Origin of the sequence: Nitrospirillum goiasense (genome assembly GCF_034427435.1) — a bacterium.
In the GTDB taxonomy this organism is placed as follows: domain Bacteria; phylum Pseudomonadota; class Alphaproteobacteria; order Azospirillales; family Azospirillaceae; genus Nitrospirillum.
This window is the reverse complement of the sequence record NZ_JAXQNP010000003.1, coordinates 1,733,094-1,753,146: the sequence shown is the minus strand read 5'-3', so window position 1 is coordinate 1,753,146 and position 20,053 is coordinate 1,733,094. Positions and strand designations below refer to the sequence as shown.

At 67.8% G+C, this 20,053-nt stretch carries 8 protein-coding genes; all 8 read right to left on the bottom strand.

What is annotated here, in order from left to right; translation table 11 throughout:
- Position 1: 1 nt before the first annotated feature.
- Positions 2-1,078 (bottom strand): TylF/MycF/NovP-related O-methyltransferase, encoded by a 1,077-nt coding sequence (locus ULB03_RS21915; protein ID WP_322485190.1) that lies wholly within the window; start codon positions 1,076-1,078, stop codon positions 2-4.
- A 139-nt stretch (positions 1,079-1,217) separates the two neighbouring features.
- Positions 1,218-1,766: a glycosyltransferase family 2 protein gene (locus ULB03_RS21910; RefSeq protein WP_322485189.1), complete on the bottom strand. Its 549-nt coding sequence runs from the start codon at positions 1,764-1,766 to the stop codon at positions 1,218-1,220.
- Positions 1,763-2,011, bottom strand: coding sequence for an acyl carrier protein (locus tag ULB03_RS21905; protein ID WP_322485188.1), 249 nt, complete (start codon positions 2,009-2,011; stop codon positions 1,763-1,765). Before ULB03_RS21905 ends, ULB03_RS21910 begins: the two co-directional genes overlap by 4 nt.
- Positions 2,012-2,152: 141 nt before the next feature.
- Positions 2,153-3,220 (bottom strand): cytochrome P450, encoded by a 1,068-nt coding sequence (locus tag ULB03_RS21900; RefSeq protein WP_322485187.1) that lies wholly within the window; start codon positions 3,218-3,220, stop codon positions 2,153-2,155.
- Positions 3,187-5,202 carry a fatty acyl-AMP ligase gene (locus ULB03_RS21895; RefSeq protein WP_322485186.1) on the bottom strand — a complete coding sequence of 672 codons (2,016 nt, stop codon included), beginning with the start codon at positions 5,200-5,202 and terminating at the stop codon, positions 3,187-3,189. The genes ULB03_RS21900 and ULB03_RS21895 overlap by 34 nt, the downstream gene beginning before the upstream one ends.
- 2 nt (positions 5,203-5,204) lie before the next feature.
- On the bottom strand, positions 5,205-6,149 hold the full coding sequence (locus ULB03_RS21890; protein ID WP_322485185.1) for a radical SAM/SPASM domain-containing protein: 945 nt from the start codon (positions 6,147-6,149) through the stop codon (positions 5,205-5,207).
- A gap of 531 nt (positions 6,150-6,680) precedes the next feature.
- The gene (locus ULB03_RS21885) at positions 6,681-8,501 is read right to left on the bottom strand and encodes a ShlB/FhaC/HecB family hemolysin secretion/activation protein (RefSeq protein ID WP_322485184.1); all 1,821 of its coding nucleotides are present in this window, start codon (positions 8,499-8,501) and stop codon (positions 6,681-6,683) included.
- An 8-nt stretch (positions 8,502-8,509) separates the two neighbouring features.
- Positions 8,510-19,693 (bottom strand): beta strand repeat-containing protein, encoded by an 11,184-nt coding sequence (locus ULB03_RS21880; RefSeq protein WP_322485183.1) that lies wholly within the window; start codon positions 19,691-19,693, stop codon positions 8,510-8,512.
- Between the last annotated feature and the right edge of the window lie 360 nt (positions 19,694-20,053).

Genomic DNA, 20,053 nt, shown 5'->3' with positions numbered 1-20,053 from the left:
CTCAAGACTTGCGCCAAAAGGCGCCGGTCCAGTCGATCATGGTGATGGGGGTGCTGATGCCGCGTGCGGACCTGAACGCGTCCACGGCCTGGGCGCATTGGCCTAAGCCGCCGTAGTCGTCGATGATGATGAAACCACCGGGAGAAACACGGTCGTAAAGCGCTTCCAAGGCCTGCATCGTGGAACTGTAAAGGTCGCCATCCAGGCGCAGCACCGCCAACCGTTCGACAGCGCAGCCGGCCAGGGTGTCGGCGAAGAACCCCGGCAGAAAGCGTACGCGGGCATCCAGCAGACCGAAATCGGCGAACGCCCGCTCCACCCGTTGCTGGGATACGGCTAGCGACGGGTAGTGCGCGCGGGAGAGATCCATGTCCTGGTCTTCCGGCTGCGAGGGTGGGGGCAGGCCCGCGAATGAATCCGCAACCCAGACATTGCGGTCCCGGTCCCCACTCAGGTCCAGAATGGCCTTCATCAACAGGCAGGCGCCCCCACGCCAGACCCCGCATTCCATCAGGTCGCCGGCCACGCCATCGGCCAGGGCGGTGGTCACGCACCATTCCAGATGGTCCAGACGCCGCCGCCCGATCATCGTATAGCTAAGCGGAGGAGAGGCACTGGCACTCATCGTGTCGCCGCCCAGCGCACGGACACGGCGTTTTTCTTCCAGCGCCTGCGCCAACTGGCCCGGCACATCGTACAAGGTGTCCGTCCAGAACGCGGCCGGAATATCCTTCATGCCGCGCACCGCGTCGAGGGCGACCTCGGTTTCAAGGCCGGTCTCATTCAGCAGAACGGCCTTCAAAAGCCCCAGATACCGCTCGCCCGCATTAGGGCCCAGCCGGACGGCCGTCGCAACTTCGGACGGGGCGGCGTTGCCGGACGCGATTTGGCGTCGATACGCTTCGGCCGCGGCCCGTGACACCGGACCGAAATAACTACGCTCCGCATCCACCACCCGGATCCGTCCCCGCAGGCGGTAATATTCCCGGGCCGCGTTCTTGTAGACATCCAACGAGGTGGCGTTGGTGTGGGTCCCCCCATGAATTTGGTGGAACACCCCCTCCCCCAGCACCGTCACCTGATGCGTCCCGGGATGTTCCAGGGCCCGTACCAGGAGATCGGCATTGGCGGCGCCACCGCCCGGACTTTCGAAGGCCGGATCGTACCCCCCAGGTCACGCCAAAGATCGCGGCCCATGAACAGGAGATTGCTTTCGCTCAGGGGGCCGAACCAGCCCCGGAGATATTCTCGGCGAAGGGGCTGATATCGAACAGGCGATAGCCGTTGTTTCGCCAGTCGATCCCGTCCAGCAGCCGGTCTTCCCAGGCGACATCGTAGCCTTGCTGTATGCTGAGCCACTGCGGGCCCGGCCCCAGCTGGAAAGACAGGGTGGTCACCACCGCGGCGGGATCGGTACGCGCCGCGCGCCGGCAGGCGTCCAGCAGTCCCGGACTGGCCATTCGGGCGCCGTCGATATTGACCCCCACCAGGGGGGCCGCCGCCAGGGTCAGGCCGTGATTGATGGCCCGCACCGGTGACGGGGTCGGGTTGGGGAAGGAATGGATCCGCAGGTTCATGCCCAGGTCGGCGAAGTCCTCAGCCTTGGGCGGAGTGCGGGACCCGTTGTCGATGACGATGACTTCGTAATCCGCGGCCGCGATGCCCTGCTGGTAGCGCGGCGACAGGCTGTACAGCGTGCGCGGCAGTTCCCGCGCCATCTCGTAACTGATGACGATCAAGCTCAGTTCGGGACTTTTGACGCTCATTCGACGATACCGTTGGCCTGCAAGTCGGCGATCAGACCATCGATGGTGGAGTTGCGCAGGAACAGCGCGGCCTCGATCTCGACGTTGAAGTGCTCTTCCAAAGCACCCGCCATCACGACCGCGTCCACGGAATCCAACCCCATGACATGAAACAGGGTGTCCCCTTTGATCTCGGATTCATTGACGTCGAGAAGGGAGACAAGAAAACCGACGATCCACGTTCTGACCGCATCTGACTTCAACATAAGTCCCTGCCTTGATGATCTTGGAAACCGATTGGTGATTAGAGCAAGATGCGATCAGTCATGACCGAATCCTGCCCTTAAGCTTGCTCATGATAGAGCGGATTTACACGACCAGATGGCTCCACCTGATCGCGTTCCGCTCTAAAGGCGCACGGGAAGGTTTCTCATGCGCCGCTGATTGTGATGGGGGCGCCACTCGGGCTTTTCCAATCCAACGATGGGACGCGGTCCCTTGAGAACGGCACCCAGGGCGATCGCCGCCTCCATACGGGCGACCCATCCCCCCAAACAGTGATGCAAGCCGCCGCCGAAGGACAACACCGGCTGACCCGCCCGCCCCGGCAGGAACCGGTCGGGTTCTGGATAGGCGCGGGGGTCCCGGTTGGCGGCGGCGATCATCAGGATGACGTGCTGGCCCGCCTTGATCGTGCACTCCGCGATCACCTGGTCCCCCATCGCCCGGCGTCGAACCTGTTGGATGGGGCTCTCCAGCCGCAACGCCTCGTCCACGGCGCCGGGGATCAAATCCGGATGGGCCAGAAGGCGGTCATACTGTTCGGGATGGCGTAGAAGCAGCCACAGCCCATTGCCGATCAATGCCGCCGTGGTTTCAAAACCGGCCATGAACACAAAGCTGGCCAGGGCGGCCAGCCGGTCGTCATCCAAGGGCAGCTCCGCGTCGCCATTCAGACCGACCAGCAACGACAGGCCGTCATCCGCCGGTTTGCGCCGGCGCTCGGCGATGCGATCCCGCAGGAAGGCGTGCGCTTTCTCCAGGCTGGCATTGGCCGACCGGTAGTCTCGAATTGAGCATCCCCGGTTGAGGATGATGGGCACGCCGGCCAGCGTGGCGGCAAGCCAGCGCGCCTCATCATCGGCAAAGCCGAAGAGCCACCCCATGAAAAGCGGCGGCAACGGGTCGGCGTAATCGGCCATCAGGTCGAGGCCGCCGTCGCGGATCAGCGGGGCGATGAGACGGTCGGCGATGCGCTCCACCGCGGCGGCGCAACTGGCTTGGGAGCGAAAGGCCATAAGGCGCGCGACGAGGGACCGCAACGGCCCGTGCGAGGGCGGGTTGCGGAAGAACAGGACCATATCCAGAAGACGAAGCAGCTCAACCGGCTCGTCCCCCAGGGCCCGGGACACATCCCCGACGAACTGCCCAAAATCAAGGGTCAGGAGATCGGAATTGGCAAAAGCCTCCGCCACCTCGCGGCGGCGCAGCAGGACCCAGGCCTGCTCCGTATCGGTCCAGAAAATGGGCGCCCGCTCCCGCAGGGTGGCATAGACCGGATAGGGGTCGTCCCGCAGGATCGGCGCCAGGCTGTTGAAGGAGGCAAGATCAACCATTGGCCCCGTCCGCAGGCAGGAGGGAAGTGAGCGTGCGCCCTGGACCGGCGGCCTGGATGGAGTCCCCCGGGATTTCCCGGTCGCGGCGGCGGGTCGAGGCGGAATGGCGCGAGATCACCAGCGAGATAGGCCTCGCGGCAGGCGCCACGGCGGATTTTGTTGCTGGTGGTGCGGGGCAAGGCACCCGGCCGTAGCAGCACGACATCCAAGGGCCGCATGCCGAAGGTCTCGCAAATCGCCGCCGACACGGCCTGCAGGGCGCGCTCCAGATCCGGATCGGCAAGATGGCCGCGCTTCACCTCCTGAAGGACGACCAGCCCATCCGCCCCGCCATGCTCGACGGCGAAGGCGGCGGCCGTCCCCGCCAGGGCCGGATGGGCGCGGCAGGCGGCGGCCTCCATATCTTCCGGATGGTGCTTGGCACCCCGGACGATGACCACCTCTTTGAGGCGCCCCACGATGACCAGGTCGCGGCCCCGCATCAGCCCCAGGTCCCCCGTGCGCAGGAACGGCCCGGCATCGGCATCATCGGAAAGGCGGGCCCGGAACGTCGCCTGGGACTGGTCCCACTGCCGCCAGTATCCCGCACCCACATGGGGACCGGCCACCCAAACCTCGCCCACCTGGCCTTCAGGCACACGGCGGCGGCTGTCCGGATCGACGATGGCCAAAACCTGCCCATCGGCCCCCTGCCCACAGATCACACGCCCTATCCCTTTGGCCATCCCATTGGCCGCCCCATCAGCCTGTGGATAGGCGCCAGGGGCCGCCGCACAGGCCAGCCCCCTGCCCACAGGCCCGCCGGAGACGAACAGCGTCGCTTCGGCCAGCCCATAGCATGGGAAAAGCGCCTTGGGATCAAACCCGGCGGGGGCCACCCCCTCGGCGAAGCGGCGCAGGTCATCCGCCCGTACCGGTTCGGCGCCGCAAAAGGCGACGCGCCAGGACCGCAAATCCAGCCCGCGCACCTGCTCGGGCCGGATACGGTCGGCACACAGGGCATAGGCGAAATTGGGGCCGCCGCTGCTGGTTGCGCCGTGGCGGGCGATAGCCTGCAGCCAGCGCAACGGCCGTTGGATGAAATCAAGCGGCGACATCAGCACCGCCAGGCCACCCACGTACAAGGGCTGAAGCAGCCCGCCCACCAGGCCCATGTCATGGAACAGGGGCAGCCAGCTCACCATGCGCGTGTCGGCGTCATGGCCAAAGGCGACGCGGATCATCTCCATAGTGGCCAACAGATTGCCGTGGGTCACGACCACGCCCCGGGGATTGGCGGTCGAGCCGGAGGTGTACTGCAGGAACGCCGGGTCCCCGGCCTGGACGGCTACCGGCGTCCAGGGGTGCGTATCATCCGGACTTTCTTCCCCATCGGTCACCATCCAGGGAATGTCCGACAGCCCCGCCGGAAAGGCGCCGCGAATCGCTTCATCGGCGGCCAGCGCGGCGCATGTCAGAACCAGGCAGGGGCTGGCGTCGGTGGCGATGGCCGCGATCCGGTGTGCCGAGCGGGACGGGGTGATGAAGGGTGTCGGAACGGCGATGGCACCAGCGTAAAGGCAGGCGTAAAAGCCGACGATGAACGAAATGCCGGCGGGATAGACCAACAGCACGGTCCGCCCCTGGGCCCCCTTGCGGACCAGTCGGGCCGCCAAGGCCTGGACCTGGCGGTCCAGCTCCGCATACGTCAGGCAGGCCCCATCGCCCTCGCCCCGCTCCAAGAAGCGCAAGGCGATCTTGTCCGGAGCGGCGTCCGCATGGTGGCGCAGAACCTGGCCCAGGCTGGCATGTCGTTTCCCGACGGAGCGTTCCGGTCGGGCGTCGGATAGGCTCGCGTCCACCGTTAAAGCCCCCCGCGCTGGAAGCGCGCCACCGCTTCGGTCGAGGGGCTGAGGGCCGGGTCAGCCCCCACGTCGCAGCGGCTGCACACCCTCATTTCGGCACGGCGCAGGGCCAAGCTTTCAAGAAAGTCGGCGCGCTTGGGACCGGCGAAAAGGGCGCTGTACCGGCTTTCCCCGAGGTTCCCCAAGAGACCGGCGCCAGGGTGGAAGCAACACGGAACGATATTCCCCCGATGATCCACATACAGGTTGCCTGGGTCCGCGACCATCGCGCAGACCCCCTGGCCCATGGGAACGGTGTCCCGGGATCGGTCTCGGAGACTGTCGGGCAGTTGAATCCAGCCGCGAAATTCCGGATGCACGCCGTAGGGCTTGAGCACCTCACGCCAGCGTCCCTCATCCTCAGGGCTGTCGATGACGCACCGCGCCTGCAACCGAAGTCTCGGATATCGGGCGGCCAAATCTCGGGCGAAAGATAGGAAGGACATCAGCTTGGACCATTTGGCCGGTGGCCGCAGGGCCTCGTACTGGGCGGGGGTGCCATCGCCGTCGCAACTGATGGTCAGCAGATTGATCGCCCCCATGGCCACCAGCGCCTCAAGCCTGTCCTCCGCGTTGCACTGGGCGTTGGTGGAAATTTCCGTCCAGTGGATCCTGATCGGGCTGTCGAGCAGGATGCGCCCAAGCTCTGCAAGCCGAGGGTGCAGCAGCGGTTCCCCATAGTTGAACAGGCGCAGCAAGGTAATCTTCTGCACATCTATGTTCGCAAGACAGCGCTGGAACAGTTCCGGCGCAATGAATTCGGGCCGGGGATCAAGACCTGAATTGGGACAGCCCACGCAGCGCAGTTGGCAGCCGCCGACGACATCAAAATGAACCGTGGTAAGCCGTTGCCGCAGCCGATTGAGCTCTGAATGATTTGACGGCCATTTCGGCAACTCTGGCATGGGCCTTCGCACTCGCTAAAGATGAAGCTCCCTGGGGTCGCCAGAAGCTGGCTTGATCGAATCACCGGGCCTTTCTGACCACGTGTGCATTCATAAAAAGCCATGGATTTAAATACTGTAGGCCGTCGGAAGGCGTCAAGCACGCGCAGAGATGGTCATCCTTCGACCACCATCCCGATCTGATGAAGTGATCGCCAGTCCCCGGGGAAATAGTTGGGATTTAGCGGATCAGGTCCGCCCGCCAGGCATTTAGGGACGACCGATGCAGCGTGGCTTTTTGTGATTGAATGTGACAATCGCTGCTGTTGCGGGAAGCACATCAATTTGGGCAATGGTGGCCGCCATGGGCCCAGGGCGAAATAGGACAGAGCTCCTAAATTTATCTCATTCCTGAGACGCCCTGAGGGAGAATACGCCCGGTGGCTTGACGCGATGGCATAGCGCAGCAACCAAAGGGGGCCCCCCTGTGAGCGAGGGTCCCCGCGAGAACGCATATCCCGCGAGGGCGCCCATCGCAGGAGAGGCGCGGCGTCAATAGCTCAGCGTCACGGAAACGTGGCTGAGTTCGCCTTTTTCCGCAGCACCGGGCAGCTTGCGCAACTGCCAGCCGTAGGCGAACTTCACGGTCAGGTAGGTGCCGTAGGTGTAGCCCAGGCCCACGCCGGTGCTGGCCAGATTGACGTTGTCGCTTTCGCCCGCCGGGGTGTTGCGATTCCACAGGCTGCCGTAGTCGAAGAAGGCCAGCAACTGCAGGGCGTCATCGGGGCCGCGCTGTATCAGCTTGAACGCGCGGCTGCGCAGTTCCGTGCTGATCAGCACGCCCTGGTCGCCGTTCACCGCGCGCTCATCATAGCCGCGCAGGATGTCGGCGCCACCGGCCCCCAGCTGTTCGGTGTCCAGCAGGGCGCGGTTGCTCAGCTGCCCCACCACGCGGGTGGCCCAGACCGCGTCCTCCGGCAGCTTGACCAAGCGGTTCAGTTCACTGCGGACATAGAGGTAGTTGGCCTTGGCGCCCAACCGGCCGGACTGGTTGTCCCCCGGTTGGAAGGCGGCATTGGTGTTGTCACCGGTCAGGCCGCCGGGGCTCCACACCAGGGTATTGCTCCACCCCGTGCTGCCCCAGCTGTCCCCCAGGGTGGCGTTGTAGTTGGCGGAGAACTGGTTGATCTCAGTCGCCGTGCGCGAGATCTGGACGCCACCGAAGGCCAGGTTGTTGTTGGTGGTCTTGAAGTCGTAGCCGAATTCCAGCTGGTGGGCGAACTGCTCGGTGCGCTTCAGCGGGATCTGATAGCGCAGGCTGGCCTGGCCGCTCTTGCCCACCAGGCCGAAATCGTTGCCCACGTTGGGCACGCTTTCCTCATAGCTGCCGAAGATCATCAGGCGGTCCTGCCAGGGCAAGGGCGCCAGCCAACTGAGGGAATGGCCCACGAAGGACGCGTTCCGCCCACCCGGCCGATCGTGCCAGAAATCGTTGCTGGTGGTCAGCTGGTAGGACAGCTGCTCATCCTGCCAGAAGGCGTTGCCCCAGTTGAAACCCAGGTTCCAACGATCACGGCCCGTGCTGGGCGCGCCGCTGTTGTCATAGCCGGCGTAGACGCGCAGGGGGAAACGGTCGCGGGTGGACAGGACCAGGTCTGTGGTGCCCGGGGCAGTACCCGGGCGGTAGACCAGGTCCACCTGGCGGAAGGGATTCTCGTTCAGGCCGTTGACCTCGCGCAGCAGGCGCTCGCCCTCCACCCGGTCGCCCGGGCCGGCGCTGATGCGCCGGGTCAGCAGGGCGCTATCGAACCATTCATTACCCTCGGCCGCCACCTGGCCCACGGTGAACTCGCGCACCACCACCTGGACGGTGCCGTTGTCGATGTCCTGCTCCGGCACCAGCACGTCGACCAGCGGATGGTCGTTGTCGCGGTAGAAGGTGACGATCTGGCGGGCCAGTTCGTTCAGGTCGGCCAAGCGCAGCGGCTTGCCGATGTAAGCCTCCGCGATGGGGCGGAAGCCGGGCCGGTCCAGGATATCGATGTGGCCGGTGTCCACGCCGGTAATCGCGCGGCCACGGGGTTCAATGGCCGCCGGCGTGGGTACGAAGACCAGCCCCTTAAGCTGGGGCAGGATCACCCGGTCTGACTCGGGTGCGGGCGCCGGGGGCATGGGCGGTTGCGGCGCCTGGTCCACCGGCGCCTTGGCTGGCGGCTCCTTGGGCGCGATGCGCTCATAGCTTTGGGCCTGCGCCCGCACGGCGGTCAGGGACAGGCCGGCCAAGAGCAGGGCCGAGAGGACGCGAGCCGGTGAAACGGACATGGAATTCCTGGTCATGGAGGCGTTGGCGGACGGCTGGGAGGGGGTGGTCATGGCGGGTGTCAGCGCCACCGCTTGGCGATCTCGAACTCCGTCTCATCCGTCCCATCCTGATGGGCGGCGGAGAAGGTCGAGCTGTTGGTGATGGTGCTGCCGGCCGTGTCCGGGGGCGCCAGGTAAATGACGCGATAACTACCCTGGGAGTAGTCGGAGCCCACCAGCGGCTGGGTGGGGGTGAAGGGTACCTTGCCAGAGGGCTGATCCACGAAATGGGTGGACGACGGCACCTGGGGCATCACGACCGGCGTGGTATCGGCCTGCACCGTCAGCGTTCCGGCAACGTACGTGATGAGATAGTTGCTGGAGGTCAGCCCGCCCGGCGTGATCGTGTAGGTGCCGCTGGCCGTGCCGGCGCCGCTGTAGACCAGGCCGCCCCCCAGGACGGCACTGGTTTCGCCGTTCACAAAGCCGGTGTAGGTGGCACCGTAGGCGGGGGTGCCGCCAAAGGCGACCGTGACGTCATTGGCGGTGACGGTCAGGGGCGCCCGGTTCACGGTCAGGGTGCCGGCGGCATAGCTGATGGCGTAGTTGGCACTGCTCAGGCCACCGGGGGTCAGGGTGTAGCTGCCGGCGTTGGTCCCTGCCCCGCCAATGGTCAGGCTGCCGCCCAGGACGGACGCGGTCTCGCCATTGACGAAGCCGCTGTAGCTGGCGCCCAGGCTGGGGCTCTGGCCATAGGTCACCGTGGCGTCGTTGGCCGTGACGGTCAGGGCCGCCTTGTTCACCGTCAACGTGCCCGCGACATAGCTGATGGCGTAGTTGGCGCTAGTGAGACCACCAGGAGTCAGGGTGTAGCTACCGGCGTTGGTGCCAGCCCCGCCGATGGCCAGGCTTCCGCCCAGGACGGACGCGGTCTCGCCATTGACGAAGCCGCTATAGCTGGCGCCCAGGCTGGGGCTCTGGCCATAGGTCACCGTGGCGTCGTTGGCCGTGACGGTCAGGGCCGCCTTGTTCACCGTCAACGTGCCCGCGACATAGTTGATAGCGTAGTTGCCGCTGGTCAGGCCGGCCGGGGTCAGGGTGTAGCTACCGGCGTTGGTGCCCGCCCCGCCGATGGCCAGGCTGCCGCCCAGGACGGACGCGGTCTCGCCATTGACGAAGCCGCTATAGCTGGCGCCCAGGCTGGGGCTCTGGCCATAGGTCACCGTGGCGTCGTTGGCCGTGACGGTCAGCGCCGCCTTGTTCACCGTCAACGTGCCCGCGACATAGTTGATGGCGTAGTTGCCGCTGGTCAGGCCAGCCGGGGTCAGGGTGTAGCTGCCGGCGTTGGTGCCCGCCCCACCGATGGTCAGGCTGCCGCCCAGGATGGACGCGGTCTCGCCGTTGACGAAGCCACTGTAGCTGGCGCCCAGGCTGGGCGTCTGGCCATAGGTCACCGTGGCGTCGTTGGCCGTGACGGTCAGGGGCGCCTTGTTCACCGTCAGCGTGCCGGCGGCATAGCTGATGGCCGAGCCGTCGGTGGTGGCGGCGCCGCTGGCCGTGATGGTGTAGCCGCCAACGGTGGCGCCGCTGCCGGCCCCGGTGGAGGTGAGCGTGGGGGCGGTGCCGAGGCTGGCGCCCCCGAGATAGGCATGCGTGACACCGGCGGCGCCACCGGACACGGTGTAGGTCAGCGTGCCGCTGACATCCTGACCATAGGTTTTGGCCAGGTCGTCAGCCGTGACTACCACGGTGGGCTGTTCCGCGAAGATATACCGGTTGCCACTGGATGTGACGGCGCTGGAGGCCAGGGTGCGGTTCCACAGGGCGGTGTTGCCGCTGTCCAGATTACCGAAGGTGTCGCCGGCCGACGTGGCCGAATAGACCAGCCAACGGCCACTGGCCGCGGTGATGGCGCCAGACCCGGCCGTGTTGATAAAGGCGCCGGTGGTCGACAGGGTGACGGCGTCGCCGGTGGCCTGGCTGGTCACCGCGTTGGCCAAGGTCAGCGTTCCGCTGGTGGTGATGGTCACGCCACCGGTGGCGGTGATGCCGTTGATGCCGCCAACGGTGCCGATGGTCAGGGCGCCGGCGTTGGTGAAGGCCAGGGCGCCGCCGGCGGTGGCCGCCAGGGAGCCGACGCTGTTGGCCTCGTTCAGGGTGATGGCGCCGCCGGCGTTCAGTCCCAGGCTGCCCACCGTGATGGTGGCGCCGCTGGCCTGGGTGATGGTGCCGCCGGCCTCCAGCACCAGGGTGCTGGCATGGGCCGGGGCGATGGCCGCGCTGATGACGATGTCACCGGACACGGGCGGGTCCACCACCAGGGTGCCGGCGGTGACGCGGTCCAACTCCGCCGCCGACAGCTCCAGCGTGCCGCTGGTGGCATCGCTGGTGCTGCCCAGGTTGACGGACCAGCCGCTGGTGACAGGGGCCAGGGTGACGGTGCCGGTCGCGGTCACACTGCTGGTCAGGTTCACGCGATCGGCGGTCAGGGTAACACCGGTGCCGGAAACCCCGCTGGAGATGGTCATGAGGCTGCCGGCGCCCGACGTCAGGGCGATGGTGGTGCCGCTGACCCCGGTGACGCCGCCCACCGTGCCGATGGTCAGGGCGCCGCCGTTGCTGAAGGTCACGGCACCGGTGGCGCTGGCGGCCAGGGTGCCGACGCTGTTGGCCTGGTCCAGGGTGACGGCGCCGCCGGCGCTGAGCCCCAGGTTGGTAACCGTCAGGGTGCTGCCGCTGGTCTGCCCGATGGTGCCGGTGGCCGTCAGGGTCAGCGTGCCGACGGTGGTGGGCGCGATGGCCCCGCTCGCGGTGATGCCGGCACCGGAAATCGTCAGGCTGCTGGCGGTGATGCGGTTCAGTTCAGCCGAGGACAATTCCAGGGTGCTGGCCGTGGCATCGCTGGTGCTGCCCAGGTCAACGTTCCAGCCGCTGGTGGTGGCGGTGCCTAACTGGACGGTGCCGCTGCTGGTGGCGCTGACGGTGCTGGCCAGGGCCATGCGGTCGGCCGTCAGCGTGACGCCGGTGCCGCCGCTGACCGCCTGGCTTGCCGTTAGCAGGCCGCCGGTCCCAGCCGTCAGCTGCACCGTGGTGGTGGCGGTGACACCGCTCAGACCGTCGACCGTGCCCACGGTCAGGGCGCCGCTGTCCTTGAAGCTGACGCTGCCGGCGCTGGTGCTGGCCGCCAGGGTGCCGACGCTGTTGGTGGCTGTGGCCAGGCCGATGGCGCCGGCGGCGCGCACGGCTAGGTTGGTGGCGGTGATGGTGGCGCCGCTGGACTGGGTGATGGCGCCCCCCGTCGCCAGCGACAAGGTGGTGACGGCGGTGGGGGCGATGGCCCCGGCGATGGTGTAGCCGGCCGTCTCGCTGATGTCCGTGCGGCCGATGACCAGGGTGCCGGCGCTGACGCCGTTGATGCCGGCGGCGCTCAGCACATCGGCGCCCGTCACGCTGCCACCCAGGGCCAGGGCGCGGTCAGCTGACTGCTGGCGCAGGGTCACGGTGCCCGTGGTGGTGATGGTGGGCGCCGCACCGCTGGACAGGGCGAAATCGTCGCTGGTCAGCGTGATGGCGCCGGTCTGCGTGCCACTGCCGATGCTGGCAGCCGTGCTGGCGCCGTCGCCCAGCACCAGGCCGGCGCCGGTGGTGCCGCTGCCCGTCAGGGCGATGGCACCGCTGGTGGTGCTGAGCGTTTCGCCATAGATCCGCAGGCCGGTGCCGCCCGTGCCCGTGCCAGTCAGGGTGATGCCGCCGGTGGTGGCGGTCACGCCGCCACCGTTGACCAGCAGGCCGGTATTGCCGCCGGGGCCGGCCGCCGCCGTGCCGGTCAGGGTGATGTCCCCGGCCGCCGTCTGCAGCGTGCTGCCCACCAGTTGGATGCCGGCATGCGTGCCGGCGGCCGTGCTGGTCGTGGCGCTGCCGGTCAGCGCCAGGGTGCCGGTACCGGTCGTGGTGAGGCTGCTGTTGGTCAGCACGATGCCGGAAGAGGTGCCGGTGACGCTGGCCTGCCCGTCGCCCTTCAGGACGGCGGTGCCGCCTTCCAGGCTGAGGGCGCTGTTGGTGATGCTGATGGCGGTATCGTCGGTGGCACTCGCGCCGGTGCTGTGGGCGTTGCCCGCGGTCGTGGGGTCGCTGACGACGGCACCCCCCACCAGGGCCAGGGTGCCGCCCTTGGTCAGGACGTTGACGCGGCTGAGGGTGATGCCGCCGGCACCGCTGTTGTCGCTGTCGGCATAGAGGGACAGGTTCAGCCCGGCGCCGACGATGCCGTTGAGCGTGATGGCGCTGGAGGTGCCCTGCAAGGTGACGTTGTTGCCGGCCACCAGCGTCAGGGTGCTGGTGCCGCTGCCGGAGCCGACGGCCAGGCTGGTGTCGGTGACGGTCAGGTCGCCACCGGCCGTCAGGGTCAGGGTGCCACCGGCCGCCAGGGTGGCGGTGTTAGTGGGGGTCGCCACCGTCAGGTTGCCGCCGGCCGTCAGACTGTTGCCGCCCGTGCCGCTCAAGGTCAGGCCGTCGTAGCTGCCGCCGCCGGCGGTCACAGTGTCCACGGTGACGGCACCGGCGGTCGCGACGCTGAACGTGGCGCCGTTGGCGGTGAAATGGGTGAAGGCGTTGCCGGCGTTGGTCAGGGTGTAGCTGCCGCCCTCCAACGCCAGGCCGCCGGCACTGATCGCCTGGGTCTGGGTGACGCTGGTGCTGGCGCCGGTGAAGCCCAGGCCACCGGTCAGGGTGATGCCGTTGGTGGTTCCCACGGTGCCCACCGCCAGGGCGCTGCCGGACCCGATGAGGATAGAGCCGGTGTTGGCCGCCAGCGTGCCGATGCTGTTGATGCTGTTGCCACCGGACAGGCTGCCCAGCTGCCAGACGCCGCCGCTGCCCGTGAGCAGCAGGCTGGGCGTGGTGATGGCGGCCGTCTGCGTGCTGGTACCGGTGCTGGCCAGCGTCAGGGTGCCCGTGCCGCTCAGCGTCACGGCATTGTCGATGGCGATCGCGGCGCTGCCGGCCTCGATATCCAGGTTGGCGTTGGCGGACAGCGTGATGGCGCCGCCCGACACGGTGTAGAGCAGGCTGGAATCGATGCCGGACGGCCGGGCGCTGGCCAGGGCGCTGATGCTGGCGGCCGGGCCATCGCTGGTCATCTGCACGGTATTGCCCAGCACCGACAGGCCGGTGGTGGTGCCGCCGCTGGTGGTCAGGTGGACGGCGTTGCCCAGCGTGGTGTTGCCCAGCGCCGGGTTCAGATAGGCAAGCAAGGTGCCGCCGGTGATGGGGCTGCCGTCGGCCAGGATGTAGTAATAGCCGTTGGCCCCGGCGAAGCCGCTGCCCAGGTTGGTGCCGTTGGCCAGCGCCGTGACGCGGTTAGCGGCGGCGGCACTGCTGCCGGCGGCGTCGCTGTAGGCGGTGCCGGTGACGATCTGGACGCCGCCCGAATGTTCCCAGGTGAAATAGGGCAGCGTGGTGCCGTCGATCATGCCCCACACGGGGGTGGTGTAGTCCCAGCCCGCACCGGTGAAGGTGCTGCGCGTCTGCATCTGGGCGGTCGTCTTGCCCGTGACGCCCGAGGTGGTGCCGCCCCCCACGCCGACCGACAGGCCGGAGGTTTCGGTGTCATAGAAGCTGCTGCTGACGGTGCCGATATTCGTGCCCACCAGGCCGCCCCGGATGGTGGTGCCGGTCAGGGTCAAGGCGCCGATGCTGTAGGTCCGGGCCACCGTGCCATTGTTGGTGCCCACCAGACCGCCGGCGGCGGACCCGCTTCTGACCGCGCCCAGCAGGGCCACCTGCGCATAATCGTCGGTGAGGGTGCCGCTATTCGTGCCCACCAGCCCGCCCACGGACTGGGCGCCGCCGGCGGCGGTCAGGCGGATGCCGCCCAAGGCGTAGCTGTCCTGGAGGGTGCCGTTGCTGTTGCCAACCAGCCCACCGACATCGCCGCCGCTGGCGGTGATCAGGATGTCCGCCTTGGCGTCCTGCAGCAGGGCGCCGCCGGTGACGCTGCCGATCAAGCCGCCCAGGGTGCTGCCGCCCGTGATGCTGCCGGTCACCGTGACATGGCTGACGGCGCCGCCACCGATGTTGCCGGCCAGGGCGCCCACGTCGCTGCCGCCGGTGATGGAGACGTTGCTGAGCGTAAGGTCATGCACATAGGACGTGCCCAGGGCGCCGAACAGGCCGACCTCGGTGCTGCTGGGGGTGTTGATGGTCAGGCCGCTGATGGTATGGCCGCCGCCATTGAACGTGCCGCCGAAGCTGTCGATGGGGGAGAAACCGCCGCTGCCCCACACCCCGCCGGTGACGGACAGGGCACCGCCCAGGTCGATATCGTTGGCCAGGGTGTAGCCCGTATTGGGATTCAGGTTCACCAGCTGAAGCTGGTGTGCCGATCGCAGGGTGACCGACGCCTCCGACCTCAGCATCGGCCTGGTGGCGCCGTCGACCATGTACCAGGTGTTGGTCAGGTCCCAGCCGGCGTTGCTGAACGTGGTGCTGGTGAACCCTTGGGTGCCGGTGATGCCGGTGAAACCAGGAACGATCTGGCCGGCGCCGCCGGTTACCGAGCCGTAGCTCTGCCCCGTGGTGGTGACGTCCCAGAACGAATTGCTGGCGGTGAACGACACGGCGGTCAGGCCCACCAGGCCAGCGGTGTAAGGGCTGCCGCTGGTGCTGCTGACCGGGCCGCTGGCGTAGCTGTTGGCGATGGTGCTACCCACCGCCTGGATGATGCCGACCAGACCACCCTCTTCCTGGTAGCCGGAGACGGCGCCGGTGGCGTAGGTGTTGGTCAGGTTGGCGCCAAACAGGTTGCCCACCAGCCCGCCGATCACGCTGCCGCCGCCGGTGACGGTGCCGCTGGCGCCCGAGGTGGTGATGTTGCCGGCGGCAAGGCCCACCAAGCCGCCGACGTCGGTCCAGCCGCTGACGGCGCCCGATGCCCAGGACCGGTCGATGGTACCGGCGCTTTGCCCCGCCAGTCCCCCCACGTACAGGCCGTGGCTGCTGGTGCCCGAACTGCTGACCGTGGCGGTGGACCAACTGTCCGAGATGGCGCCATTGGTGAAACCGACCACGCCGCCGATGCTGTCGGCGGTGGCGCTGATCGTGCCCGACATGCCGGAGAAGCGGATGGCTCCCGCAGTGGCGCTGCCCACGACGCCGCCCACCTGGCTGGCGCCGCTGACCGTGCCGGAAACGGTGACGTCGGTGATGGTGGTGCCGCTGGCGGCCCCCACCAGGCCGCCGACGTTGTTGCCGCCGGAGACGGAGACGTTGCTGAGCGTCAGGTCGGACAGGCTGCCGCCGCTGGTCTGGCTGAACAGCCCCCGGTTGTTCGCCGAGCCCGTGAGGGTCAAGCCGCTGATGGTGTGGTTTCCGCCGCTGAAGCTGCCGCTGAAGCTGCCGATGGGGCTGAAGGTGCCGCCGGCCCATATGTCACTGGGGGTGGTGGTCAGCGACGACAGGTCGATGTCATTGGCCAGCGTATAGTTGGCGGTCAGCGCCGTGGCGATCAGCTGCAACTGATGCGCGGTATGGATGGTGGTGGAATATTCGCTGCGCAGGAAGGGGCGGGTGCTGCCCGCCACGATGTACCAGGTGTTGGTGAAGTCGAAGCCGTTGTAGCTGCCCTGGGTGCGGGCGGCGGAGGTCGCCAGCCCGGTGACACCGCTGGGGGCGGTGCCGGCGCTGCCCGCCGCGGCGGCCTGCCCCGTGGTGCCGATGTCCCAATACAGATCGGTGAAAGTGCCGCCGGCATTCACCCCGATGAGACCGCCGCCCATGGTGGTGATCCCGCTGGTCACAGCGCCCGAGGCATAGGAGCTCGAAATGCTGATGGCGCTGCCCGTCACGCCGACCAGGCCGCCGATATAGCCGGCGCCGCTGACGGCACCGGTGGCGTAGCTGTCGCTGATGGACCCATGCTGCAGGGACCCGGCGAGGCCGCCGGCCGTCAGCCCGCTGCCGACGGACACGGTGGCCCCGCTGTAGGAGGTGGTCAGGCTGGGGGTGCCGATGCTGCCTAGAAGACCGACCAGGCCGCCCACCAGGCTGGCGCCGGTGACGCTGCCGGTGCTGTAACTGCCGCTGATGGCGCCATCGCTGATGCCGGCCAGGGCGCCGACGTCGTTCTGGCCGGTGACGCTGGCGTTGACCAAGCCCAGGTTGCTGACCGTCCCGCCCGATCTTAGATAGCCGATCAGGCCGACTTGGTTTTGTGTCGACCGGCTGATGGTCAGGTTGGTGACGGTGTGTTGCTGGCCGTCCAGGCTGCCGGTGAACCCGCTGCCACCGCTGGCGATGGGGAAGAAGCCAGCGGTACCCCAGACGCTGGACACACTGTTGGTGGGCATCGTGATGTCCCGCGCCAGCGTGTAGGCCGCCGTGGTGTCCATGGCCATGAGCTGCAGCTGGTGCGGGCTGCTGATGCTGGTGGAATATTCCCACTGGCCCATGGGGCGGGTGACGTCGCCGACGGTGGTCCAGCCCGTGGAGAAGTTCAGGGAACCATAGGCGCCAGCCTTGAAGGCGTAGTTGGCGGCGGCCGCTTGTGCTGGGTCGCTGGTCACGGCCGTGGCGCTGGCCGTGCTGGCGCCCACCACGGCGCCCACGGCCGTCGACTGCCCCGTGCTGTAGCTGTCCCAATAGCTGGTGGCGATGCTGCCGGCGCTGACGCTGTCGCCGTTGGTGCCCACCAGGCCGCCCACGCTGGTGGCGCTGCCGCTGCTGAGGCTGACGGCGCCACTGGCCCAACTGGTCGTGATGGGGTTGGCGTTGATGCCGACCAAGCCGCCCACGCTGGTGACACCGATGACGGCGCCGGTGGCGTAGCTGGTGGCGATGCTGCCGCCCTCGGAGATGCCGATCAGGCCGCCGACGGAATCGTTGCCGGTGACCTTGCCCGAGGCGTAGGCGTTGGTGACGCTGGCCCCCTGGCCGGCACCGATGAAGCCGTTGATTCCCACCAGACCGCCCACCCGGCTGGAATCGGGGGCGTAGACGTCGCCCAGGGCGTAGACGTTGGTCAGGGCGCCCAAACGCTGCCAACCGACCAGGCCGCCGACGCCGAAGCCGCTATAGCCCTTGGGAACGGTGATGGCGACGTCGGTCCAGCTGTTGCTGATCGACTGCTGGTCGTCCTGGCCGATCAAGCCACCGACGAAGTCGCCATAGCCGGTGATCGAGCCGGTGACATAGACGTTGTCGAGGGAACCGCCGCCGTTGGCGCGCCCAACCACACCGCCCACCCGGTTGGAACCGGTGATGTTGACATTCTCCAGCCCCAGGTTGCTGACCTTGGGGCCGGTGCCTGTGGCTGTGTCGCCGAACAGCCCGACCGCGACCGTGGTGGGGCGATTGATGGTAAGCCCGGTGACGGTATGTCCCAGGCCATTCAGGGTGCCGGCGAAGCTGTTGATGGGAATGAACCCGGCGCCGCTGTTCCACGTCCTGGTGATACTGGCGTCGATGTCCCGGCCCAGGGCATAGGTGCCCGTCAGGTTGGACGACAGATTCTGCAGATTGCTGGCGCTGTTCACCAGCATGTAGGCGGTCAGGCTGCCGGAGCCCAGCGTGACGTTGCCGGTATAGCTGGTGGGCGAGGCGTAGCCGCTGGGGTTGTAGTACAGGTTCACCGACCCGCTGCTGCCGGTCATGGTGACGCCGCCACTGGTGAAGGTGACGGTGCCACTGCCCGTGCCGGTGTTGTCGGCCCGCAGGCTGACGTCGCCGGACCCGGCCGTGTGGCTCAGCGTGCCGCCGTTGAAGACGATGTTGCGATAGGCCGACAGCGTCAGGCTGTGGCTGGCGGACCAGGTGACGTTGTTGGCGATGGTGATGTCACCCGCCTGGCTGCCGATGGTGCCGGTGGTGATGGTGACGTCGGCCGTGGACAGGGCGTTCTGCAGCGTCGTGGTGTTGATGACGGAGCTGGCGCCCGTGGGGGTGAAGGTGCCGCCGGACTGACTGCTGTTGAGATTGCTGCCGGTGCTGATGGTGACGTTTTCCGGGTCCAGCAGCAATTGGCCGACCTGGCCCAGCGGGGCGGTCAGGTCCACCGTGCCGATGAAGTCCAGCAGCTTATGGCTGGACACTTCGGCAAAGCCGCCCTTGCCGGCCCGCGGCCCGCCCTTGGCGCTGAGCGCGCCGGCGAAACGCGTTTCCTGATCCGACCAGACGATGACGCTGCCGCCGGTGCCGGTGGCACCCGCGTCGGCCTTCAGCGTAGCGCCCGCCGCGACGGTGGTGGTCGCCGCCGTGGCGACCGTTTGCTTGACCAGCTTGGTGGCGGCATCGGCGCCGCCCTGGCGGTCGCCCCCCAGCAGGATGGTGCCGCCGGCGCCGGTGGTGCCGCTGGCGTCGACCACGGCTCCGGCCTGCACGGCCACCGACTTGGCCGTGGCGATGACGGTGCCGCCCGTGCCGTCGGCGTTGGTCGCGGCCACCGTGCCAGCGACGGTGACGGTGCCGCCCTGGTCCGTGGCCGTCTCGGTCGACCCGCTGGCCGACAGCCAGATATGCCCGTCCTTCACCGTGGTGCCGGTGGCACGGATGGCGCCGCCGCCGTTACCGGCCAGGGCATAGATGTTGCCGCCGGCGGCCTTCAGCTCCGCCTGCGCCGCCGCGATGGCGCCCGTGTTCGTGACATCCCCGCCGCCGACCTGGACGTAGACCCGCTCACCCGCATCGCCATCCTTCAGCAGCACCTGCTGGCCGGCGGCCAGGCCCACGGTGCCGTTGGGGGCGGTGATGGTGCCGTCGTTGGTGACGCTACGCGCGATCAGGAAGACGTCACCGCCGGTGGCGGAAATCTTCCCCAGGTTCTTGACCTCGGCATCGGTGTCGCCCTTGAACAGCAGGGTGCCGCCGGCCATGAAGGCGTCGTTGGCGATGTCCAGGGTGCTGGCGGTGAAGCTGCCGCCCGTGACCACCACGCCGCTGGCCCCCACCACCACGCCCGCCGGGTTGATGACGTACAGCGTGCCCGTGGCCTTCAGCGTACCCAGGATGGTGGACAGGTTGCCGCCGGTGACGCGGTTCAGCGTGGCCCCGCTGCCATTGTTGAAGCTGACGGTGCCGCCCTGGCCGATGGAAAAGCTTTTCCAGTCGATGATCGCGCGCTGGCTGGACTGGTTGACGGTCAGGCTGCCGGGGCCGCTGGTGATGCTGCCCGAACCCGCCTGGAAGGTGCCGCCCGTGGGCAGCGCGGGACCATTACCGGCGCGGACCGTTCCAGTCGCGGCCAACAGGGCCATGGCGGTGCCGGCCAGCAACAGCGTCCGGCCGCCGCGCCGCGCATACCGCGATGGTCCCGGTGCGGAATCAGCGCGCCCTTCGAAGTGAGCCGCGCCATCCGGCAAGACCCGTCCCCGCACCCCCGCCCCAACCCGAGAACCCATGCTGCATGCCCCTGGAACCTATGGCTTTATCCTGGGCGTGTCGAAACATGGGGTTCAGCGTCACCGGGCCAAGACGCAGGGGACGAAGCGTCCGCTGCACCCCGGCCCGCCCCGGTTGCGACCACGCCGCCGGCCGACAACACTAGGTGGATCAACCGGCAGCGCGACCATAACGCAACCTGCGCGCGCAGCTGATAGAAAACATCAGAAGTGTACGGCAGTTATGCTGTAAAT